The sequence below is a fragment of the Streptomyces lydicamycinicus genome, from assembly GCF_000829715.2.
GTDB classification, from domain to species: Bacteria; Actinomycetota; Actinomycetes; order Streptomycetales; family Streptomycetaceae; genus Streptomyces; species Streptomyces lydicamycinicus.
On sequence record NZ_BBNO01000001.1, the window covers coordinates 1,137,106 to 1,159,860 of the forward strand.

General features: G+C 69.7%; 21 protein-coding genes and 3 pseudogenes. 23 read left to right on the forward strand and 1 reads right to left on the reverse strand.

Annotated elements, in window-relative coordinates; translation table 11 throughout:
* The first annotated feature begins 56 nt into the window (after positions 1-56).
* Positions 57-1,613: a signal recognition particle protein gene (ffh, locus tag TU31_RS04905; protein WP_042149353.1), complete on the forward strand. Its 1,557-nt coding sequence runs from the start codon at positions 57-59 to the stop codon at positions 1,611-1,613.
* Positions 1,614-1,946: 333 nt separating this feature from the next.
* On the opposite strand, the gene TU31_RS04910 is transcribed toward ffh, so the two are convergent.
* Positions 1,947-2,810, reverse strand: a complete 864-nt coding sequence (locus TU31_RS04910) for a methyltransferase domain-containing protein (protein WP_042149357.1) — start codon at positions 2,808-2,810, stop codon at positions 1,947-1,949.
* A 533-nt stretch (positions 2,811-3,343) separates the two neighbouring features.
* On the opposite strand from TU31_RS04910, the gene TU31_RS04915 reads away from it, so the two are divergent.
* The 22 genes and pseudogenes from TU31_RS04915 to TU31_RS05020 all read left to right on the forward strand — a co-directional run bounded on the left by TU31_RS04915 (position 3,344) and on the right by TU31_RS05020 (position 22,593).
* Positions 3,344-3,934, forward strand: a complete 591-nt coding sequence (locus TU31_RS04915) for a hypothetical protein (protein ID WP_042149360.1) — start codon at positions 3,344-3,346, stop codon at positions 3,932-3,934.
* Positions 3,935-4,090: 156 nt separating this feature from the next.
* The gene (rpsP, locus tag TU31_RS04920) at positions 4,091-4,531 is read left to right on the forward strand and encodes a 30S ribosomal protein S16 (protein ID WP_042149363.1); all 441 of its coding nucleotides are present in this window, start codon (positions 4,091-4,093) and stop codon (positions 4,529-4,531) included.
* Between the two features lie 2 nt (positions 4,532-4,533).
* Positions 4,534-4,773, forward strand: a complete 240-nt coding sequence (locus TU31_RS04925; protein ID WP_003980229.1) for an RNA-binding protein — start codon at positions 4,534-4,536, stop codon at positions 4,771-4,773.
* Positions 4,774-4,941: 168 nt separating this feature from the next.
* Positions 4,942-5,487: a ribosome maturation factor RimM gene (gene rimM, locus TU31_RS04930; protein WP_042149369.1), complete on the forward strand. Its 546-nt coding sequence runs from the start codon at positions 4,942-4,944 to the stop codon at positions 5,485-5,487.
* On the forward strand, positions 5,487-6,296 hold the full coding sequence (gene trmD, locus TU31_RS04935; protein ID WP_042149372.1) for a tRNA (guanosine(37)-N1)-methyltransferase TrmD: 810 nt from the start codon (positions 5,487-5,489) through the stop codon (positions 6,294-6,296). Before rimM ends, trmD begins: the two co-directional genes overlap by 1 nt.
* 132 nt (positions 6,297-6,428) lie before the next feature.
* Positions 6,429-6,776, forward strand: coding sequence for a 50S ribosomal protein L19 (gene rplS / locus TU31_RS04940; protein ID WP_018087148.1), 348 nt, complete (start codon positions 6,429-6,431; stop codon positions 6,774-6,776).
* 96 nt (positions 6,777-6,872) lie between these two features.
* Entirely contained in the window at positions 6,873-7,637 is a 765-nt protein-coding gene (gene lepB, locus TU31_RS04945) for a signal peptidase I (RefSeq protein WP_042149378.1), read from the forward strand.
* Complete coding sequence (gene lepB, locus TU31_RS04950; protein ID WP_107070610.1) at positions 7,630-8,748, forward strand: signal peptidase I; 1,119 nt, start codon at positions 7,630-7,632, stop codon at positions 8,746-8,748. Before lepB (TU31_RS04945) ends, lepB (TU31_RS04950) begins: the two co-directional genes overlap by 8 nt.
* The gene (gene lepB / locus TU31_RS04955; protein ID WP_078885567.1) at positions 8,690-9,661 is read left to right on the forward strand and encodes a signal peptidase I; all 972 of its coding nucleotides are present in this window, start codon (positions 8,690-8,692) and stop codon (positions 9,659-9,661) included. Before lepB (TU31_RS04950) ends, lepB (TU31_RS04955) begins: the two co-directional genes overlap by 59 nt.
* A gap of 54 nt (positions 9,662-9,715) precedes the next feature.
* Entirely contained in the window at positions 9,716-10,444 is a 729-nt protein-coding gene (gene lepB, locus TU31_RS04960) for a signal peptidase I (RefSeq protein ID WP_042149387.1), read from the forward strand.
* A gap of 142 nt (positions 10,445-10,586) precedes the next feature.
* Positions 10,587-11,063, forward strand: coding sequence for an NUDIX hydrolase (locus tag TU31_RS04965; RefSeq protein WP_042149390.1), 477 nt, complete (start codon positions 10,587-10,589; stop codon positions 11,061-11,063).
* A gap of 38 nt (positions 11,064-11,101) precedes the next feature.
* On the forward strand, positions 11,102-11,410 hold the full coding sequence (locus TU31_RS04970) for a DUF2469 domain-containing protein (protein WP_003980220.1): 309 nt from the start codon (positions 11,102-11,104) through the stop codon (positions 11,408-11,410).
* 551 nt (positions 11,411-11,961) lie between these two features.
* Positions 11,962-12,312: pseudogene (locus TU31_RS39540) on the forward strand (YraN family protein); the annotation flags it as partial.
* Positions 12,312-13,286 (forward strand): annotated as a pseudogene (locus TU31_RS04980) (YifB family Mg chelatase-like AAA ATPase); the annotation flags it as partial. The pseudogenes TU31_RS39540 and TU31_RS04980, both read left to right, overlap by 1 nt.
* Positions 13,287-13,411: 125 nt before the next feature.
* A complete protein-coding gene (locus tag TU31_RS04985; RefSeq protein WP_245698400.1) occupies positions 13,412-14,611 on the forward strand; it encodes a site-specific integrase in 1,200 nt (399 codons plus the stop codon).
* Positions 14,608-17,205 carry a tyrosine-type recombinase/integrase gene (locus TU31_RS36170; RefSeq protein WP_042149394.1) on the forward strand — a complete coding sequence of 866 codons (2,598 nt, stop codon included), beginning with the start codon at positions 14,608-14,610 and terminating at the stop codon, positions 17,203-17,205. The genes TU31_RS04985 and TU31_RS36170 overlap by 4 nt, the downstream gene beginning before the upstream one ends.
* A complete protein-coding gene (locus TU31_RS04995; RefSeq protein ID WP_042149397.1) occupies positions 17,202-17,771 on the forward strand; it encodes a DUF6262 family protein in 570 nt (189 codons plus the stop codon). The genes TU31_RS36170 and TU31_RS04995 overlap by 4 nt, the downstream gene beginning before the upstream one ends.
* A 510-nt stretch (positions 17,772-18,281) precedes the next feature.
* Positions 18,282-18,599 (forward strand): hypothetical protein, encoded by a 318-nt coding sequence (locus tag TU31_RS05000; RefSeq protein ID WP_042149399.1) that lies wholly within the window; start codon positions 18,282-18,284, stop codon positions 18,597-18,599.
* 126 nt (positions 18,600-18,725) lie between these two features.
* Positions 18,726-19,421: pseudogene (locus TU31_RS05005) on the forward strand (ATP-binding protein); the annotation flags it as partial.
* Entirely contained in the window at positions 19,418-20,728 is a 1,311-nt protein-coding gene (gene dprA / locus TU31_RS05010; protein WP_042149404.1) for a DNA-processing protein DprA, read from the forward strand. The pseudogene TU31_RS05005 and the gene dprA, both read left to right, overlap by 4 nt.
* A 361-nt stretch (positions 20,729-21,089) precedes the next feature.
* A complete protein-coding gene (whiG, locus tag TU31_RS05015) occupies positions 21,090-21,926 on the forward strand; it encodes an RNA polymerase sigma factor WhiG (protein ID WP_042149406.1) in 837 nt (278 codons plus the stop codon).
* A 127-nt stretch (positions 21,927-22,053) separates the two neighbouring features.
* Positions 22,054-22,593, forward strand: coding sequence for a TetR/AcrR family transcriptional regulator (locus TU31_RS05020; protein WP_042150008.1), 540 nt, complete (start codon positions 22,054-22,056; stop codon positions 22,591-22,593).
* Positions 22,594-22,755: the final 162 nt, after the last annotated feature.

Consider the following 22,755-nt stretch of genomic DNA (forward strand, 5'->3'; position numbering starts at 1 on the left):
CGATACCCTAGAAGCCGACTGGACCCCGCCCCCGACCCCGAGGATCGACGACCGCCGTGTTCGATACGCTTTCCGACCGCTTGGCGAGTACTTTCAAAAACCTCCGGGGCAAGGGCCGCCTGAGCGAGGCGGACATCGACGCCACGGCGCGCGAGATCCGGATCGCGCTGCTCGAGGCCGATGTCGCCCTGCCCGTCGTCCGCGCCTTCATCAAGCAGGTCAAGGAGCGGGCCACCGGCTCCGAGGTCTCCCAGGCGCTGAACCCCGCCCAGCAGGTCATCAAGATCGTCAACGAGGAGCTCATCGGCATCCTCGGCGGCGAGACCCGCCGGCTGCGGCTCGCCAAGACCGCGCCGACCGTGATCATGCTGGCCGGTCTCCAGGGTGCCGGTAAGACCACCCTCGCCGGAAAGCTCGGCCGCTGGCTCAAGGGCCAGGGCCACGCCCCGATGCTGGTCGCCTGTGACCTCCAGCGCCCCAACGCCGTCAACCAGCTCTCCGTCGTCGCCGAGCGCGCCGGCGTGGCGATCTTCGCGCCCGAGCCGGGCAACGGCGTCGGCGACCCGGTCCAGGTCGCGAAGGACTCGATCGAGTACGCCCGCGGCAAGCAGCACGACATCGTCATCGTCGACACCGCCGGCCGGCTGGGTATCGACCAGGAGCTGATGCAGCAGGCCGCGGACATCCGTGACGCCGTCAGCCCCGACGAGGTCCTCTTCGTCGTCGACGCGATGATCGGTCAGGACGCGGTCAACACCGCCGAGGCGTTCCGCGACGGCGTCGGCTTCGACGGTGTGGTGCTCTCCAAGCTCGACGGTGACGCCCGCGGTGGTGCCGCGCTGTCCATCGCGCATGTCACCGGCAAGCAGATCATGTTCGCCTCCAACGGCGAGAAGCTGGACGACTTCGATGCGTTCCACCCGGACCGCATGGCGTCCCGCATCCTCGGCATGGGCGACATGCTCTCGCTCATCGAGAAGGCCGAGCAGACCTTCAGCCAGGCCGAGGCCGAGAAGATGGCGGCCAAGCTGGCGAAGGGCCCCAAGGAGTTCACCCTCGACGACTTCCTGGCCCAGATGGAGCAGGTCCGCAAGATGGGCTCCATCTCCAAGCTGCTCGGCATGCTGCCCGGCATGGGACAGATGAAGGACCAGATCAACAACCTCGACGAGCGCGAGGTCGACCGCACCGCCGCCATCATCAAGTCCATGACCCCGGCCGAGCGCCAGGAGCCGACGATCATCAACGGCTCGCGCCGGGCCCGTATCGCCAAGGGTTCCGGTGTCGACGTCAGCGCGGTCAAGGGCCTGGTGGAGCGGTTCTTCGACGCCCGCAAGATGATGTCGAAGATGGCCCAGGGCGGCGGCATGCCCGGGATGCCCGGCATGCCGGGGATGCCTGGCATGGGCGGCGGCGCGCGCAAGAAGAAGCAGGTCAAGCAGGCCAAGGGCAAGCGCAAGAGCGGTAACCCGATGAAGCGCAAGGCCGAGGAAGAGGCAGCGGCCGCACGCCGCGAGGCCGCCCAGGCCGGCAACCCGCTGGGCCTGCCGCAGGGCGGTCAGGACCCGCAGAACTTCGAACTCCCCGAGGAATTCAAGAAGTTCATGGGCTGACCCGGTTCACGGGCTGCCCCCCAGCTCTCCACAGCACACGAGCCCCTGGCCCTCACGGAGGTCGCCGGGGGCTCCTGCTTACCGGAACTGGCCCTCTGCACCCGCCACCCCCGCAGACCGAGCCTCTACACCCGCCCACCCCCCGAAGGGCCCCGGGCGGCGGGGAAAATCCAGGGCCCCGGGCGGCGGGGAAAATCCAGGGCTCCGGGCGGCGGGGAAAATCCAGGGCCTTGGGGGCGCAGGGAAAATCCAGGCTCCCCGGGCCGCAGGGGAAGCTGGAACCCCGCCCCACCAGCCGCCCCACCAACCGACCCGGACCCACCAACCGCCCCGCTACCGCGTCCGCGCGATCAGATAGCGGAACACATTCGGCATCCACACCGTCCCGTCCGCCCGCTGATACGGATGCAGCGCCTCCGCGAGTTCCTTCTCCACCTGGCGTTGCTCGGCCACCTCCAGCGCCGCGTCGAACAGCCCCGTCGACAACAGCCCCCGTACCGCGCTCGCCAGATCCGCGTACCCGAACGGGCAGGCCACCCGCCCCGAACCGTCCGGCCGCAGCCCGGCCCGGTCCGCCAGGTCCTCCAGGTCGTCCCGCCCGCTGGGCCGCCACCCACGGGAGCCGATGTGGTCGCCGGGGGGATCGGCCAGCCGCTGCGCCACCCGCAGCACCCCGGCCGTGGCACACCGCTCCACCGGGCCCCAGCCGCCGAGCACCACCGCGCTGCCGCGCTCCGCCAGCCCGGCCGCCGCGGTGAGCGACGCCGTCAGCCCCTCGACCGTGCTCACACAGCCCACCGGGTGGAACGCCGTGACCACGTTGAACGCGGCGTCCCCGGGCGCCGCGGCCTCCAGACCGCCGCTGACCACGCGGGTGTGCTCCGGCATGCCGTCCGGCGTGAGCCGCTCACGCGCCAGCTCCAGCCGGGACTCGTCCGCGTCCACCCCGCTGACCTGCGCGCCGCGCGCCGCCGCGAGCAGCAGCGCCAGCCCGGACCCGCAGCCCAGCCCGAGCAGGCGGGTGCCGGGACCGACCCCCAGACGGTCGTACGCGGCCTCGTACAGCGGCACCAGCATCCGCTCCTGGATCTCGGCCCAGTCGCGGGTGCGCGCCCGCGACCGGGCCGGAGCGGGCGGGTCGTCGCAGCGCGTGGATCCGGAGTGCGGAAGCTGGTGCCGCACGAGCGTCGGTGACATCGATAGCGCCCCTATTCGCCGAGAACCCGAAGCTGTTCCGTACCGATCGCCCCCGTGTTCGCGCGTTGTGCGCCCCCGCGATCCAGACAACTGCGCATTCGCCCAAGCGTCCAGGGGATGCGCCGGGGTTGTCTCCCGCGCGCCCCCATGTGCGCCGGGCCCGCTCCCTGGAGCGCCGTTCCAGCGTGCCCCGGCCGGCGCCGTTCCGCCACGGCAGCGCCCGCCGCCCGGTTCTCCGGACGCCCGCGTCCGACGGGCCTACGGTGGGGTTCGAGCCGGTGCGGCCGGGCACAGGTACGCCCCGTACCATCGCCGCCATGATCGTTGCCTCGGCATACGACCGGATACGATCGGCTACGCCATGCGGCGTACGCGGGGATACGTACCGGCTTGCGGGCCGCTGGGCGCCTTCTGCGCAGATCTACGCACCCCGCCCTCGGCACGACTCATGACCGGAAACTGACTGGTACGTGCAAATTATTTGAGATGCCCCGGAATCGGAACACTCGGCGACCCCGGCTCGTTGTCACGACGTGAGCACGACACCGCCTGTCCTCGCCGCCGAACTGGCGCTCGCCTGGGCCGATATTCAACGGCACCACCCCGAGCTGCCGGATCTGGCCGCGCCCGAGTCCCTGATCGGGGAGTCCTCGTCCGCCTGTGGCGCGGAACTCTCCTTCGAACGGCTGCTCCATGAGGCAGTCCATGGCATCGCCGCCGCCCGCGGCGTCCGCGACACCTCCCGCGCAGGCCGCTACCACAACCGCCGATTCCTGGCGATCGCCGAGGAGTTGGGCCTGGATCACCTCGACGAGCCGCACCCCAGCAGCGGCTTCTCCCTGGTCACGCTCAACCCCGAAGCCAGAAGGCGCTACCGCTCCACCATCGAACGGCTCAGCAGAGCCCTCAAGGCACACACCGCCGCCACCGCCACCGACACCACCCGCAGCTTCCGGGGCCCGGCCGCCCGGCACGGCTCCTCCGGAGGCGGCGTCCGCGTCAAGGCCGTCTGCGACTGTGGGCGCAATGTCCGCGTCGTGCCGTCCGTGCTCGCCCAGGCGCCGATCGTCTGCGGCGGCTGCGGGAAGCCCTTCCGGATCCCCGAGGTGGCCGCGGTCGGCTGACCCGAGGGTGTGTGGCACAATGGCTAGCTGTACTCGACAGTCGCATAGGACCCCTCTCTCCTCCGGCTGACGCGTCCATCGGGCACCCCGAGTACCGCAACCCCACGTGGCATCCCGTTGTGCCCCACCACGTCAAGACCAGGAGACACCACTCCCGTGGCAGTCAAGATCAAGCTGAAGCGTCTGGGCAAGATCCGTTCGCCTCACTACCGCATCGTCGTTGCCGACTCCCGTACCCGCCGTGACGGCCGGGCCATCGAGGAGATCGGCCTGTACCACCCGGTGCAGAACCCCTCGCGCATCGAGGTCGACTCCGAGCGTGTCCAGTACTGGCTGGGTGTCGGCGCGCAGCCGACCGAGCCCGTCATGGCCATCCTCAAGGTCACCGGCGACTGGCAGAAGTTCAAGGGCCTGCCCGCCCCGGCGCCGATGAAGGTTGCCGAGCCGAAGGCCGACAAGCGCGCCCTCTTCGAGGCCGCCGCCAAGGCTTCCGGCGACGAGCCGAAGGGTGAGGCCATCACCCCGAAGGCGAAGAAGGCTGACAAGAAGGCGGACGAGGCTGCGGCCGAGTCCACCTCCGAGTCGACCGAGGCCTGAGCATGCTCGAGGAAGCCCTCGAGCACCTCGTCAAGGGCATCGTCGACAACCCCGATGATGTGCAGGTAGCCTCGCGCACCCTGCGCCGCGGGCGCGTGCTCGAGGTCCGGGTCCACCCCGACGACCTCGGCAAGGTGATCGGCCGTAATGGCCGGACCGCCCGCGCGCTGCGGACCGTCGTGGGCGCCATCGGCGGCCGTGGCATCCGCGTCGACCTCGTCGACGTGGACCAGGTCCGCTGACAAGTTGAACACCGGCTCGGGCCGGGGAGGGCCCTCGGGCCGTCCCCGGCCTGAGTTCGTTGGTGAGCGTGGATCCACCCTCGTCACCCCCCATCGAGAAACCACGACGGCCCTCGCCGCCTCCGCGGAAGCGGCGGCGGTTCAGCCGCAACAACGGGAGAGAACAGCGTGCAGTTGGTAGTGGCGCGGATCGGCCGCGCCCACGGCATCAAGGGCGAGGTCACGGTAGAGGTGCGTACCGACGAGCCCGAGCTGCGGCTCGGCCCGGGCGCAGTCCTCGCCACCGACCCCTCCTCCGTCGGACCGCTGACCATCGCGACCGGCCGGGTGCACAGCGGCCGGCTGCTGCTGCGCTTCGAGGGCGTTGCGGACCGCACGGCCGCCGAGGCGCTGCGCAACACCCTGCTGATCGCGGAGGTCGACCCCGAGGAAGTCCCCGAGGACCCCGAGGAGTTCTACGACCACCAGCTGATCGACCTCGATGTCGTCACCCGCGACGGCACCGCCGTCGGCCGGATCTCCGAGGTCTCCCACCTGCCCTATCAGGACCTGCTGATCGTCCAGCGGCCGGACGGCAGCGAGGTCATGATCCCGTTCGTCGCCGAAATCGTCCCGGAGATCGACCTGGAGGAGCAGCGCGCGGTCATCGACCCGCCGCCCGGCCTCCTCGACGAAAGCCAGGCCGAGATCGCCAGCAGCCGCGAGGACAGCTGATGCGGCTCGACGTCGTCACGATCTTCCCCGAGTACCTGGAGCCGCTGAACGTCTCCCTCGTCGGCAAGGCCCGGGCCCGCGGACAGCTCGATGTGCGCATCCACGACCTGCGCGAATGGGCGCACGACAAGCACAACACCGTCGACGACACGCCCTACGGCGGCGGCCCCGGCATGGTCATGAAGCCCGAGCCGTGGGGCGAGGCGCTCGACGAGATCCTCGCGTCCGGTGACGGGGAACCGGTGATCGTCGTCCCCACCCCCAGCGGCGCCCCCTTCACCCAGCAACTCGCCGTCGAACTCTCCGCCAAGCCCTGGCTGGTGTTCACCCCGGCCCGCTACGAAGGCATCGACCGCCGCGTCATCGAGGAGTACGGCGACCGCGTCGACGTCCGCGAGGTCTCCATCGGCGACTACGTCCTGGCCGGCGGCGAGGCCCCGGTCCTGGTCATGGTCGAGGCGGTGGCCCGGCTGCTGCCCGGTGTCCTCGGCAACGCCGCCTCCCACCAGGACGACTCCTTCGCCCCCGGCGCGATGGCCGACCTCCTGGAAGGGCCCGTCTACACCAAGCCTCCCGAGTGGCGCGGCCGCGGTATCCCCGACGTCCTGGTCAGCGGCCACCACGGCAAGATCGCCCGCTGGCGCCGGGACGAGGCGTTCCGCCGGACCGACCGCAACCGCCCCGATCTGATCGAGCGCGCCGACCCCGCCGCGTTCGACAAACACGACCGCGCGATACTCGCCGCCCTCGGCTGGTCGGAGGGCGAGGACGGCCGATTTGGGCGGACGAGCGAGGCCGTGGAAGAATAGGCCGCTGCTGTGTGCGTCCGGCGCGCGCCCCTGCCACAGGGGGAACGACGCCCGCCCGACGGAACGGCATCCGAAACATCCTTCCCATATCCCGTTGATGACCTGTGGCATCAGCGAAGAAAGCAGTAGGTCATGCACCTTCTCGACTCCGTCGACGCCGCGTCGAAGCGCAGCGACATCCCGGCCTTCCGCCCGGGTGACACCGTCAACGTCCACGTCCGCGTCATCGAGGGCAACCGCTCCCGTGTGCAGCAGTTCAAGGGCGTTGTCATCCGCCGTCAGGGCGCCGGCGTCCGCGAGACCTTCACGGTCCGCAAGGTCAGCTTCTCCGTCGGCGTCGAGCGCACCTTCCCGGTGCACACCCCGATCGTCGAGAAGATCGAGGTCGTGACCCGCGGTGACGTCCGTCGCGCCAAGCTGTACTTCCTCCGTGAGCTCCGCGGCAAGGCCGCGAAGATCAAGGAGAAGCGCGACAACTGAGCCGGGCCGCCCCGGAGCACGATTTTTTGTGCCGGGGCAACGCAAACCGACGCTCGCGTACGGTGTCCGGATCCAGCCGGATAGGCTCAGGGCCCGATGGACACCGACGCACAGCTCACGGAGCGCGACCCCTCTCCCACCCCCGACCAGGGGCCGGAGCAGGGGTCGCGCTTCGCGCGTTTCCGCGCCCGTGCGGCCGGTCTGCGCCACCGGCCGGTCACCCTGCTCGCGCTCTGTCTGGCCTTTGTACTGCTGCTCAGCACGTTCATCGCGCAGCCCTTTCTGATTCCCAGCTCCTCCATGGAGAACACTCTGCGGATCGGGGACCGAGTGCTGGTCAACAAGCTGGCGTACCGTTTCGGCAGCGCACCGGCGCGCGGCGACGTGGTGGTCTTCGACGGCACCGGGTCCTTCGTTCACAGGGAACAGGGGGAGAATCCCGTCACGGGGCTGCTGCGCGGAGCCGGCGCGGCGCTGGGCCTGGCCCGTCCCGCCGAGACCGACTACGTCAAGCGTGTGATCGGCATCGGCGGCGACCATGTGACCTGCTGCGACAAACGGGGACGGATCGAAGTGAACGGTGAGCCCGTGAGCGAGGCGTATCTCCACCCCGGGGACGCGCCGTCCTCGGTGGATTTCGACATCGTGGTGCCGGAGGGCAGGCTGTGGGTCATGGGGGACCACCGCACCAGATCCAGTGATTCCCGCGACCACCTCGGTCAGCCGGGCGGCGGCACGGTCCCCCTCGACAAGGTCATCGGCCGTGCGGACCTGATCACCTGGCCGATGAGCCGCTGGCGCACCTTCGACACCCCAGGGACCTTCGACCGGATACCCGCCGCGGCAGGTCCGCATGGGTAAGCGCGGACGCCCCCGCCACGGGAGCCAGGGCGACGGCCCGCCGAAGCGGAGCCGGGCGCGGGGTGCCGACCGAACGGGGCCGGGCGACGCGGCGTACGGCGATTCCGGTGCGCGCGGCGTCCCGCAGGAGACGGTGGGGCACGGCGGACGGCGGTCCGCCCGGGTCGCGACCGGTGGGCGCGCCGAGCGGCGGCGCCAGGCGCGGCGCATCAAGCGGCGCAGACAGCGCTCCTACCTGAAGGAAATCCCGATCCTGGTCGGCGTGGCGCTGGCCATCGCCCTCGTCCTGAAGACCTTCCTCGTCCAGGCATTCGTCATCCCGTCCGGCTCCATGGAGCAGACGATCAAGATCGGCGACCGGGTGCTGGTCGACAAGCTGACGCCGTGGTTCGGCTCCAAGCCGGAGCGCGGTGACGTCGTCGTCTTCAAGGACCCCGGGGGCTGGCTCAAGGGCGAGCAGATCAAGCCCGATGCCGACGGGGGCGCCTTCCAGCCGGTCAAGGACGCCATGACCTTCATCGGCCTGCTGCCGTCGGCCGATGAACAGGACCTGATCAAGCGGGTCGTGGCGGTCGGCGGCGACACCGTCAAATGCTGCGACAAGCAGGGCCGGGTCACCGTCAACGGCGCACCGCTGACCGAGCCGTATGTCCATCCGGGCAACCCGCCCTCCACGCTGAAGTTCACGGTGGCCGTCCCCACCGGACGGATCTTCGTGATGGGCGACCACCGCTCGGACTCCGCGGATTCGCGCTTCCACCTGGACGAGCCGTACCGTGGCACGGTCTCGGAGGACAACGTCGTGGGCCGGGCCGTGGTGATCGCCTGGCCGTTCAGCCACTGGCGGCGCCTCGAAGAGCCCGACACCTTTGCGACGGTGCGCGACGCGCCGGGCGCCAAGGCGTCCTCGGCAGGTACGCCGCATAAGGTGTCATCCGAGAGTTTGTCCGTACTCCCGACCCCTGCGGAACTCCCGCTCGTTATGGGAGTGGTGGGCCTGCACCGGTTGACGGGCGGGCGAGTGCGTGGAGTGAGGAGCAGATGTGGGGGACTTGGCGGTCGGCGCGCGGTCCGGAACCGAAGAGCCCGAAGAGCCGGCAGGGCGTGGTGAGGCCGCGGGACCGGCGACGAGTTCCGTGCATCAGTCACCAGCACAGTCAGGGGCGCAGCCGCAGCGTTCGGCCCCGGCCGACGAATCGGACACTTCCGATCCGTTGGACAGGTCGTCGGGCGAGGAGGTGAGCGGCGGCATGACGAAGGCCAAGAAGCCGCGCGCCTTCTGGAAGGAGCTGCCGATCCTCATCGGCATCGCTCTGCTCCTGGCACTGCTGATCAAGACGTTCCTGGTACAGGCGTTCTCGATCCCGTCCGACTCGATGCAGGACACCCTCCAGCGCGGGGACCGGGTCCTGGTCGACAAGCTGACGCCGTGGTTCGGCTCCAAGCCGCAGCGCGGCGAGGTCGTGGTCTTCCACGATCCGGGCGGCTGGCTGAACGAGACGCCGACCCCCGAGCCCAACCCCGTCCAGAAGGTCCTCAGCTTCATCGGGCTGATGCCTTCGGCCGAGGAGAAGGACCTGATCAAGCGGGTCATCGCGGTCGGCGGCGACACCGTCGAGTGCCACGGCACCGGCCCGGTCAAGGTCAACGGCAAGGCCCTCAAGGAAGACTCGTACATCTTCCCCGGCGTCACCCCCTGCGGTGACCGCGCGTTCGGCCCGATCCACGTCCCCAAGGGCCGGATCTGGGTGATGGGCGACCACCGTGACGACTCCCTCGACTCCCGCTATCACCAGAACCTCAAGGGCAATGGCACGGTCTCGGAGGAGGAGGTCGTCGGCCGGGCGTTCACCATCGCATGGCCGATCAACCGCTGGTCGACCCTGCCGGTGCCGGAGACCTTCGACCAGCCCGGGATCAACAAGGCAATGGGGGCGGCTCCGGCCGCCCTGGGGCTGGTCGGCGCGGTGCCGATCGTGATGTGGCGCCGCCGGAGGCTGACCGGAGCGCGTAACCCCAGGTAAGGTGCCGTCCCGGATCTTCGACGCGGGCCGGTTCCGCGGGGTGGGAGCGCTGGGATGAGCAGCAGTACCGAACACAGGACCGACGGCCGCGGCCGGACGACGGGCAGCGTGCTGTCCGGTCTGGCCGTGGCCGTCGGCTGTGTGCTGTTCCTGGGCGGCTTCGTATGGGGGGCCCTGACATACCGGCCCTATACGGTGCCGACCGATTCGATGTCGCCCACGATCGCGGCCGGCGCCCGGGTCCTGGCCGAGCGGGTGGACGGCTCCGAGATACGGCGCGGCGACATCGTCGTCTTCAAGGACGACGTCTGGGGCGACCTTCCGATGGTCAAGCGCGTCGTCGGCATCGGCGGAGACAAGGTCGCCTGCTGCACCAAGCAGGGCCGGCTGACCGTCAACGCAAAGCCCGTCGAGGAACCGTATCTCCAGGGCAGCGGGCCCGCCTCTCCCGTTGGCTTCAAGGCCAAGGTCCCCGCCGGCCAGCTCTTCCTGCTCGGCGACCATCGCAACGATTCCCTCGACTCCCGTGTCCACCTCACCGACGGCGACCACGGCTCGGTGCCGCGCAGCGCCGTCAACGCCCGGGTCGACGCGCGCGCCTGGCCCCTCGGCAGTGTCGGCGTGATGCAGCGCCCGGCCGGCTTCGCCGCCTTCCCCGGCGGTATCTCGCAGCCCGGCCCGGTGCAGCCCATCACGCTCGCGGTGGTCGCCGGTGCGGTCCTCATCCTTGGCGGTGCGGCCTACGGGCCCCTCGCCCGGCGCCGGGCGCGTAAGCGTGGCTGAGGTGCGGGGGCGGGGCGCCGAGGAACCTACGGGGAGTGGGGCGGCGGACGGCGGTGCGGCCGGCGGTGACGAGTCGGCCGGGCGCCGTGCGGCGGCCGAGGGGCCAGCCGATGCGGCCCCTGACGCGCAGGAGGCGACCGCTGTGCGTCAGGTCTCCCGCGTTGTGCTGCTCGACCCCGACGACCGGATCCTGCTGCTCCACGGCTTCGAACCGGACCGCCCCACCGAAACCTGGTGGTTCACCCCTGGCGGTGGCCTCGAAGGCACGGAGAGCCGCGAAGAGGCCGCCCGCCGCGAGCTCGCCGAGGAGACCGGCCTCACCGACGTGGTCCTCGGCCCCGTCCTGTGGAAGCGCCACTGCGCTTTTCCGTTCGACGGGCGCCGCTGGGAGCAGGATGAGTGGTACTACCTGGGAAGAACCGACCGGACTGCCACCCACACCGGCGGACAGACGGACCTGGAGCGACGCAGCGTCTCGGGACTGAGGTGGTGGACTTGGGAGGAACTGTCCGCATCCCGTGAGACGGTGTATCCGACCAGACTCGTCGAGCTGCTGCGCACGCTGCTCGACGATGGGCCCCCCGATGCGCCGGTGCTCCTGGAGACCGAGCGGGTCTGACGCACAATGGGGGGACGCACGGCTGAAGGGGATCTGCCATGAGCGCCGAGGACCTCGAGAAGTACGAGACCGAGATGGAGCTGAAGCTCTACCGGGAGTACCGCGACGTCGTCGGGCTGTTCAAATATGTGATCGAGACCGAGCGTCGCTTCTACCTCACCAATGATTACGAGATGCAGGTGCACTCGGTCCAGGGTGAAGTCTTTTTCGAGGTGTCGATGGCCGACGCCTGGGTCTGGGACATGTACCGCCCGGCCCGCTTCGTCAAGCAGGTGAGGGTACTCACGTTCAAGGACGTGAATATCGAGGAGCTCAACAAGAGCGATCTGGATCTTCCGGGGAGCTGAGCCGGCCGGAGAGGCCGGGCCCCGGGGCGGCCCACCGTCATCCGGACGGGTGAGCGGGTTATCCACAACCGGCTCACTGTCCACCAAGATCCAAAAGATCGGGTCGGGGGCGTCACAGTCGGTGCCGGAGGTGGTACCGCATGAACGCCATGCAGGCCGGCCGGCAGGCCGGGAAGAACGCACCGGTCACGGAGACGCCATCGAGGACGCGCTCCGCGAGGGACCGGAACGCGGCACGGGGGGCGAGCGCGGCGAGCGGCGGGGGCGAGGTCCTCCGGGGGCGCTCGACGAGCGGGCAGGGCGAAGAGCTCGGGTCGCGTTCGAGGAGCGGACCGGATGAGGCGCGCAGCGGCGCGGGGCCGGTCGGCGAAGAAGTGCACAGCACGGGTTCGGGGCAGGCAGCGGCGCTTACGCCGGCCAGTGGCCGCAAGGGCGGAGCGCCGCCCCCGGGGCGTAAGCCCCCCGCGGCGGCCGGGCGGACCACCGCCGGGCCACCCGCCGCCGACCCGAGAGACACCGGCCCCACGGCGGCCAAACCGCCCGACACCCGGCGCCGCGCCCTCGGCCGCTACGGCGAGGACCTGGCAGCCCGGCGGCTCATCGAGGCCGGGATGCGGATCCTGGACCGGAACTGGCGCTGCCGCGACGGAGAGATCGACATCGTCGCTGCCGACGGCGACGCCCTGGTGGTCTGCGAAGTGAAAACCCGCCGCGCCGGCTGGTACGAACACCCCATGGCGGCCGTACGCCCCGAGAAGACCGCCCGGCTGCGACTGCTGGCGGAACGCTGGCTGGAGCGACACGGCGGCCCGCCGCCCGGAGGCGTGCGCATTGACGTCATCGGCGTACTGCTGCCGGCCCGCGGCGCCCCGGTCGTCCAGCACGCACGAGGGGTGGCCTGATGGGATTCGCCCGCACCTGCTCCGTCGCCCTGGTAGGCGTCGAAGGTGTCGTCGTCGAAGTCCAGGCCGACCTGGAACCCGGCGTCGCCGCCTTCACCCTCGTCGGACTCCCCGACAAGAGCCTCATCGAGTCCAGGGAACGGGTGCGCGCCGCCGTGGTGAACTCCGGCGCCGAATGGCCGCAGAAGAAGCTCACCGTCGGCCTCAGCCCGGCCTCCGTACCCAAAGGCGGCAGCGGCTTCGACCTGGCCGTGGCCTGCGCGGTCCTCGGTGCCGCCGAGCGCCTGGACCCCCGCGAACTCACCGACCTGATGATGATCGGCGAACTGGGCCTGGACGGCCGCGTCCGCCCCGTACGCGGAGTACTCCCCGCCGTATTAGCCGCCGCCGACGCCGGATACCGCCAGGTCGTCGTCCCGGAACAGACCGTGGCCGAGGCGTCCCTCGTCCCCGGCATTTCGGTCCTCGGCGTGCGCAGCCTGCGCCAGCTCATCGCCGTCCTCGCCGACGAACCGGTGCCCGAGGAGGAAGACCCCCGGCAAGAAGGCCGCCCCGACGCCTCGCTCGCCGGGCTGGTCGTGCCCGGAACCAGCGTCGGCGCGGGCCTGCCACCCGGGGACCACACCCCCGATCTCGCGGACGTCGCAGGCCAGCACAGTGCCCGCCGCGCCCTGGAAGTGGCCGCCGCCGGACGCCACCACATCTTCTTCAAGGGCCCGCCCGGCGCCGGCAAGACCATGCTCGCCGAACGCCTCCCCGGGCTGCTGCCACCCCTGTCGCCCGAGGAATCCCTGGAGGTCACCGCCGTCCACTCGGTAGCCGGCACCCTCCCGCCGGGGCAGCCGCTCGTCCACCGGCCGCCCTACTGCGCCCCGCACCACTCCGCGACCATGGCGTCCCTCGTCGGCGGCGGCACCGGACTACCCCGACCCGGCGCCGTCTCCCTCGCCCACCACGGTGTGCTGTTCGTGGACTTTTCCAACCGTTCGTTGAGTGTCCGTCTCACTCGTTTGGGCCCTTCCTGCGGCCATCCCGTTCCGATTAACCGACTGCCTCCGTTCCCTTCATCACGTGGAAGGGAACGGGTGGGGAGGCAGAGGTGGCGCGAAGCCGGGTGGTGCTCGGGGATCTGAGGGTCCAGGTACTGAAGCGATCGGGCGGCGGGCAGTCGTACACGATCGTCTGGCCGGACGGCTCGGTCGACGAGGAAGCAGATGGATATCTCAGGCCGTTCGAGGGGTCGGGGTCGCAGAAGACCTACGCCTACTCCCTGGTGGATCACTTGCGGTGGCGGGCCCGGGAGGGGCTGACCACAGACACCGTGAGGCTGCTGGACCTGCACCGCTACATGGGGGCGGTGGGGGCGAAGGTGCCGATGCCGTACGGGCAGCCGTGGAGGGTGCCGCCGCAGCGTCCGTACGGTGACTCAGCCCTCCAGGTCGCGGCCGCGTGCCTTAAAGGCTTCTACCTCCATCAGTGCGCCCTGAGGGGCGGCGTGAACGACGAGCTGAGGGACGCACTCTCGATCGGACGTCTGCCGACCAAGTCGGACCGGAGCCGGGCCTTCCTGGGCCACGTGAAGACGTCGATGCCCGCCAACCCGCTGGCGCCGAAGCGAAGGACTCGCCGCCGGCACCCGAAGATGCTGCCGGACGGGGCCAAGCCGGAGTTGCGGGAGGCGGTGAACACCGCCCGTGACGAGATGGTGGTGACCTGGCTGTCCGACACGAGCTTAAGGATCGGCGGTCTGACGGGACTGCACCTGGTCGACCTGCATCTGCGGGAAGACGCGCCGTGCGGCGAATGCCGGGAGCCGCATCTGCACGTCTGCCACCGGTGGGGCAACGCCAACCGGGCGGCAGCGAAGATCAAGCCTGACTGGCGGCTGGTCGACGGCACGGTCACCGGCGGGGAGATCTACCGAGCCAGCCCCGCGATGATCAGCAGCTACTTCAAGTACATGACGACGGAGTACGCGAAGTACGCGACGGGGCACGGCATGCTGCTGATTCAGCTGTCCGGGCCGAACCGCGGCCAGCCCTGGACTGCCGATGCGGCCCGCGGCATGCTCCGACGGGCCGGTCGCCGGGCTGACCTGCCCGGCAGGATCACTCCCAAGGCATTCCGGCATCAGTTCACTAACGACGTCCTAGACGCCTCCGGCGGGGAGCCGTTGGTCGCCAAGGCGACCGGCAACTGGGCGTCCATGCAGATGGTTGACGAGGTCTATGGTCACCCGGACCTGCACTCCCCGCAGTTCACAGCAGCCCTGAAGACGGTCTGGGGTGAACAGGAGTGATCAGGCTGCAGGTGGTGCCGCTCGGAACGGGCGAGGCGACGCGCACGACGGGCGACCGGCTGGAGATCCTCACCGCGCTGATGGCGGCGCCGACCTTCGAGACGATCTTCCGCACCGATGTCATCACGGTGCCCGGCGACCATCCGGTTCACGGGTGGGTCTGCCGTCTGCCGGGCTGTGAATGCCCCCAGGACAGGGGCTACGACTACTGCCAAGTCCACTACAGGCAGTGGAGGGAGATGCGGGCGGAGGGGAAAGCCATCACCGAGTTTCTCCGTGTCGCCGAGCCTTTGAAGCCTCGGGCCTTGCCCTCCCCACCGCCCTGTCTGATCTGCCCAGAGGTTCCCGCGTCAGCCCGCAACGGCTTGTGCTACCTGCACACACGGCGCTGGATCGCCGCCAGGGGCCATCACCGCAAGGCGAACGGCGTCACGCTGGACTTCGATGCCTGGGTCGCCGACCAGCAACCCTTCGTCGGCTTCGGGCCGTGTCGGATCGGCCCCTGCCCCGAACTCGCGGACAATCCGCTCGGGCTCTGCCGGCGGCACACCACCCGATACCAGCGGGACAACAGGCCCGGCCAGGCCCAGGCCGCTTACAAACAGTCGCGATGGCAGCAGCCTGCTACGGCACGTGCGGTCATTCCGGTCATCTACGGCGACAGGACTGCGTTCGACCGTTGGTGCCGTGAGACTTCGCCGATTCACCGGACCGACGGCAAGGTCTCGCTGGTCGGCCTGCGTCCGCTGGTGAAGGCCGAGATTCAGTGGACGCTGTTCCATCACGGGCATACGAACACTGAGGGCAGGTTCTGGTGGCTCGGGCTGGTCCAGCATCTGGCCGACCACTGCCGCCTCAAGGAGGTGAACTCGCTGGTCGACCTTGACCTCAGCGGGTTTACCAGACCGCTACAGCAGCTCGTGACGACGATGCTGCACTACCTCCGGCTGGTCTACTTCTCACGCCAGGACACCAAGGACGCCGGGTTCATCGAGATCGAGCACTTCGGCGTCCTTCTCCCCGAAAGCAGCAGTTACTTCGACCTGGCGGGTGTCTCCCAACGCTGGCTCCGCGATCTGCTCTGGGACGACATCGCCGCCAGGCTCACCGCGGACCCGCCTCGCAGCCGTGCAGTGTTCGACCAACGTCGCCGGGGCTGCCTGGAGCTGTCCGCCTACCTTGAAGCACAGGCACCGCAAGGCGGCCACGACCCCACCTTGTTGAACGAGACTCACATGACCGGCTTCGTCGCCGATCAGCGACACCGAGCCGAGCACAACCTCCCCTCCCTGGCCGTCCACGTTCGCAAACGCAGTGCCCAAAGCCGCCCCACCGCTGCGACCAAGGGCACCCTGGCCACCAATTTCAACGGCGTCCGGCGTGTCCTTCGCGGTGCCATGGACACCGGTGCAGACGAGCGCATCGGGCTCGACCGCTCCTTCATCGTCGCCGCCCCCTACGGGAAGGGCACCAGGGGGCGCCGCAATCCCTTCCCCGACGACGTCGCCCGCGCACTCGCGAACAAGGACAACCTGCGCGACCTGCAGGCCCTCGATGCCGACGACCGCGGGCTCCGGGATATCTGGGAGGCACTGGTCCTCACCGGACGCCGCTGCAGCGAGGTCCTGGAGGCCCGCCTGGAGTGCATCGGACGCCTCAAAGGGGTCGCGATGTTTTGGCATGATCAAACCAAGATCGGTAACTTCGACGAAGGGATCCGCATCCCCGACTGGCTCTACGGACGGATCGAAGAACGCCAGGCAAAGACGGTCGCTCGCTTCTTCCAGCGACACGGCCGGCCGCCCAGCCCTACTGAACGGCGCGAGGTCGCCTTGTTCCCTCGCAGAGCCACCAACCGCTACATGCTCAAGAGCGTCAGCTACGGCTGGTTCAGCGAATCCTTCCGGGAGTGGGTGAAGACCCTCGACATCCGGCACTGCGTTCCCCACCAGGCTCGGCACTCTCTGGCCACCAACCTGCTCAAAGCCGGCGCGAACCTCACCCACGTCAAGCGATACCTCGGGCAGGTCTCCGAGGCGATGGCCGAGCACTACGTCCACATCGCCAACACCGACCCCCGCCTCAACGACGCACTTCAGGCCGTCTGGGTCGGCGGACCTGGATCGTCAGAGCCCGGCATCCTGCTATCCACGGGCGAGCCGCTCACTCGCCAGCAAGCCGAAGCCCTGGCCATCGACCTGAGCCGCCGGTCAACACCAGCTGACGGCGGCTTCTGCACCTTCCAGCCCGTCGTCAACGGCGACGCCTGCCCCTGGAACCTGAACTGTCACAGCTGCGACAAGTTCGTCATGTCCGGCGCGGACCTCGTCTACTGGCATCGCAAACGCCAGCAATGGCGGATGCTCGCAGAACAAAGCCCCGACAGCGCCACGGCCGACTACCTCCACGAAGTCTTCGAGCCCACCGCCCGCGCGATCGCCGGCCTGGAAAGAGCCTTGGAAGCCGTCGGCCTTCTCGACGAAGCCCTCGCCCTCGACCTGCGACGGCCACAGGACTACTTCGGACGCGTTTGGAGCACGGCCTTCCGAGCCCAAGACCTCGTCGACCAACAAAACGAAGCCGATGCCGCATGACCGCGTCCACCGCAGCCGCCATCGCCGCCCGCCGACAGCAGACCCAGGACAAGCTCGCCCAGGTCGAGAAAGCCATCGGCCAGCTTCGGCGCGAGCGCGGCCGCCCCACCGTCAAAGCCATCGCCGAACGTGCTGGCGTGTCGTCCACGTTCCTCTATGAGAACGCCGACGCCCGCACCCTGGTGAAGAACGCGGTCGCCGACAGTCGCAGTCGGCACGACCGCCTCGGGAAGGAAAAGTACGACCGCGTCGAGGCCACCTGGCGCGAGCGGGCGCTGAACGCGGAGGCCGCCCTCACTCGCACCCAGGAGGAAGTCTTCGCTCACCGCCAGCAGCTCGGGGTACTGATGGGACGGATTCGTGACTTCGATCAGATGGTCCCAGGCGAGTCCGTCCAGGCATTGAATGTCGAGAACACCACCCTCAATCGCCGCGTCCAGCAGCTCACCCGAGAACACCGCAGCCTGCAGGAACGACTCGAAGGCGCCCGGTCAAACCTCCGCTTCGCGGAGAAGCGCATCGCCGACCTCGAAGCTCAGATTCTCGAAGCGAAGGCAGACTCGTGATCCTGGAATCACTCCATGAGGGTGGAGCTGAGGAAGACGAGCGCTTACCTCGCCATCCTCACCCGGGCGGCGTCACACGGATGGCCTGCTCTTTGCGGAGCCGCAATACTGACCGAACGAAATTATTTGGATAATTCTGGCCTTCCGGTCGCCATTCCGTCCTGCAGGAGGTCTGCAATGCTTCCGGCCCCGGACCTCAGGGAGATCGAAAGTCGTCTCAAGAATGTGCACTTGGACCCTTGGGGTCCGGATGGGGTCCGCTACATCTGTGTGCTCTTTTGGGATTACCGAGGCTATCGGCACCTCACCAATCACGTTGGATGGAACGTTTGGCAACGGTGGCACCAGTCAAGTGGTGAGTTCTGGGACCTCTTCCTCGCAGGGTGCTATTGCTGGGGGCCCCGTGACTACTACGGGGACGAGGGGCTATTACTTACCCCCGACAGAGGAGACCGCAACCATCCTCCGTTCCGCTGGAGTCCAAGGCAGTCAGAATGCCTCGCCCGCGAGATGGCCGACAGGGCGGGCAGCGCCGGAGCCCCGCCATGGAACTTTTCCGGGCCGCTGGAGCTAGTCGTCGTTGGGGCCCGACGCGCTGGGCAAGATGTCGACATCGACTGGGCCGGCCTCCGCTTCGCGACGATCTCGGCCAACTGGCTAAGCGCAGCTGTCAGCGACTACACGGAAGCACACGTCCACTGGGATCAAGACCTTGTGCTTGACCAACTTCCATCGCCGGGTGATTTTCAGGACGACTTGTCCCGCGAGCTCAAGCGCGATCTGATCAAGCACATCGGGCTCATCAAACTCCTCTTCCACCACTGGTGAGAGCGTGCAGCTCAACGCTTCCGGGCGTGCATGCCAGGCCATGGGCCACTGAACCACCGTCGGGGAAACGTCCGTGACGCATTGATCCAGCTCAGAGCCCATCCGGACAATCCATGGGTCGGTAAAGTGGACGAGGCCGCGGAGTGCAGCCCACGAGTCCTGGACGCACTGCGCCAGCCACTGGAGTCCGGTCATGTCGTCGTCGCCCGCGCCGCGGGCATGATGCGCATGCCCGCCCGCATCCTTCTCGCCCTCGCTGCCAACCCATGCCCCTGCGGACGGCACGGCACCACCAGCGGCGGCTGCGAATGCCGGCCGTCGTCCATCCGCCGCTACCGGGCCCGGCTCTCCGGCCCCCTGATGGACCGAGTGGACCTGCGGATCGCCGTCGAGCCGGTCGCCCGCGCCGAACTGATCGCACTCGGCCGCGGCACGGAAACCACCGCCGCCGTGGCCGAACGCGTCCGGACCGCCCGGGAACGCGCCGCGGCCCGCTTCGCCGGAACCCCGTGGCACACCAACAGCGAGGTACCCGGACACGAGCTGCGCACCCGCTGGCAGGTCCACCCCGGCGCGCTGGCCCAGGCGGAACGCGACCTCGAATGCGGCCTCCTCACCGCCCGTGGCCTCGACCGCGTCCTCCGCGTCGCGTGGACGGCCGCCGACCTGGCCGGCCGCGACCGCCCCACCAAGGAGGACGTCAACTGGGCGCTGGAACTCCGCACCGGCGTACGCCGCGGCGCGCTGACGACGGCCGCCGGCGGCGGAAAGCACCAAGAGACCGCGACCGCCCGGTCGCCGCACAAGCAGGGGCAACCATGAACGGCATCGACGCATGGGGCTTCGCCACCGACGAGCCGGAGTCAGCGGGCAAGCACCGGGACCGCGCCCTCGACCCCACGGCCGGACCGGACCATGCCGCACCCACGACGACCGAGCCGAGCCCCGCGACCACCGGCCCATGGCGTGCAGCCGGCGAGGCACCCGACCCGCAGCGCACGGCCCGCGCAGCCCTCACCCGCATCCTCGAACCGGGCGATGAAACCGCCGGCCGCTGGCTGCGCGAGATGGGCCCGGAGGCCCTGTGGCAGACCCTGTCCGACGACGACGCGGCCCCACCCCCGGGCGCAAGCCCGGCCAAGGTCGCGGGACTGCGGCTGCGCGCCGCCCGCGCACGCCCCACCGCGGACCTCGACGCCGTCACCGCACTCGGCGGCCGGTTCATCTGCCCCGGGGACGACGAATGGCCCGGCCAGCTCGACGACCTCGGCGACGCCCGGCCCATCGGCCTGTGGGTGCGCGGGACGGCCAACCTCCGACTGTGGGCACTGCGCTCGGTTGCCGTCGTCGGCGCCCGAGCCTGCACCGAATACGGCGCCCACCTCGCCACCACCCTCGGCGCCGGACTCGCCGACCGCGGCTGGACCGTCGTCTCCGGAGCCGCTTACGGCGTGGACGGCGCCGCCCACCGCGGCGCACTCGCCGCGGACGGCGCGACCACCGCTGTCATGGCCTCCGGAGTCGACCACTCCTACCCGCGCGGCCACACCGAGTTGATCGGCCGCATCGCCCAACAGGGCCTGGTGGTCGCCGAGTTACCGCCAGGCGACCACCCCACCCGCAGCCGCTTCATCCAGCGCAACCGTGTGATCGCCGCGCTCACCAGAGGCACCGTTGTCGTAGAGGCCGAACTCCGCAGCGGCTCACTCGTCACCGCCCGGCGGGCACAGACCCTCGGGCGCTTCACGATGGGCATGCCGGGCCCGGTCACCAGCGGCCTGTCCGCCGGTGTGCATCAACTCCTGCGCGGCGAAGCCACGGTGGTCACCGACGCCGACGAGGTCATCGAGCTCGTCGGCAGCATCGGTGACCTCGCCCCCGAACGGGAAGGCCGGACCCGCATCCGAGACCTTCTGGACCCCGTCGCAACCCTCGTACTGGAGGCGCTGCCGGCGCGCGACAGCGCGGACACCGGCCATCTGGCCCAGGAAGCCGGCGTGCCCCGCGATGTCACCCGCGCCAAACTCTTCGAGCTGCTGTCCCTCGGATTCGTTCAAAAGTGCGGTGATCGCTGGGAGTTGGCGCGACGCGCCGAGACGACCGGGCGTTCCCGGCGAGGCGGTACTTGACCTGGGGCGAACGGGTGAAAGGGTGAGGGGAATGACCGCAGAATCCAGGTTTGCCGTGCTTCGTGGCACGGGTCCGACCCGTGGGGAGACGGCAATGTGGCGCACGGGACGCACGAGGCCCCGCCCGTCATGCCATCGCGTCCGCCCGCACGGCCCTCCGGAAGCCCGCGCCCGGCATCGTGTCCGGATGTCGCCACGCCGTACGAGGTAACTCTGGGGTGCGGGCAGCGGAACGTATCTGCGCACCCCCGAACCTGCCTTCCTCGCGCACCGCGACACTGTGGTCACGCTACGCTCACAGGAAATTCAACCCTCATGCATCCATCCACCCGCGTCTCGGCAGAACGGCTCAAGGCGACGAATGCCCCAGCACACCTCCGGGTCTGACCGTGCGGCTGTACCACCCGCCGCACGCGGCAGCGTGCGCCCCGCTCCGCCCAGCTCACTCGACGAGCTGTGGCGCGCCTACAAGGCGTCAGGCGACGGCAGGCTGCGGGAGCAGCTGATCCTGCACTACTCCCCGCTGGTCAAGTACGTCGCCGGCCGCGTCAGTGTCGGCCTGCCCCCCAATGTCGAACAGGCCGACTTCGTCTCCTCCGGGGTCTTCGGACTGATCGACGCCATCGAGAAGTTCGAGCCCGAACGCTCCATCAAGTTCGAGACCTACGCCATCACCCGCATCCGCGGCGCAATGATCGACGAGCTCCGGGCGCTCGACTGGATTCCGCGCTCCGTACGGCAGAAGGCCCGCGCCGTCGAACGCGCCTACGCCACCCTCGAAGCGCAACTGCGCCGTACCCCCTCCGAGGCGGAAGTCGCCGAGGAGATGGGCATCGCTCTGGAGGAACTCCACGGAGTGTTCAGCCAGCTGTCCCTGGCGAATGTCGTGGCGCTGGAGGAGCTGCTGCACGTCGGCGGCGAAGGGGGTGAACGGCTGAGCCTGATGGACACCCTGGAGGACACGGCCGCTGAGAACCCGGTCGAGATCGCCGAGGACCGTGAGCTGCGGCGCCTGCTCGCGCGTGCCATCAACACCCTTCCCGAACGTGAGAAGACCGTGGTCACGCTCTACTACTACGAAGGCCTCACGCTCGCCGAGATCGGCAATGTCCTCGGCGTCACGGAGAGCAGAGTCAGCCAGATCCATACCAAATCCGTACTCCAGCTCAGGGCGAAGCTCGCCGACGTCGGGCGCTGAGTCACACGTTGCGGGCGCCAGGTCTTCCCACGCGGTCTCGCCATGCGGAGTGCCACGGCGGGCGTGCCATCCGTAGAGTGGGGACGTGCCCAGGATTCGAGCGGCCTCCGTGGCCGAGCACCGGTCGATGCAGCGCGGCGCCCTCTTGGACGCCGCCCGCTCCCTGCTGTCCGAAGGCGGAACGGAAGCGCTGACCTTCCCCGCCCTCGCCGAGCGCACGGGCCTCGCGCGCTCCTCCGTATACGAGTACTTCCGCTCGCGCGCCGCCGTAGTCGAAGAGCTTTGTGCCGTCGACTTCCCGGTCTGGGCCGCCGAGGTCGAAGCGGCGATGCAGCGCGTCGACACGCCCGAGGACAAGATCGAGGCGTATGTGCGCCGGCAACTCGCGCTGGTCGGCGACCGGCGCCACCGTGCCGTTGTGGCCATTTCGGCCGGCGAACTGGACGCGGGCGCGCGCGAGAAGATCCGCGCGGCGCACGGCGGACTCATCGCCATGATCGTCGAGGCGCTCGCCGCCCTGGGCCACGAACAGCCCCGGCTCGCGGCCATGCTCCTCCAGGGTGTCGTCGACGCCGCGGTCCGCCGCATCGAACTGGGCGCCGCGGAGGACCCGGACGAGATCACGGAGGCGGCGGTGGCGATGGCTCTCCGCGGGGTTCGCGGCTGACTTCGGGGGCTTCCCCCCCCGGGCCCCCGGCCCACCCACCCACCACCTCCACCACCACACTCGTTGGCCCCGCAGCCCGCAGCCCGCAGCCCGCAGCCCGCAGCCCGCAGCCCGCAGCCCGCAGCCCGCAGCCCGCAGCCCGCAGCCCGCAGCCCGCAGCCC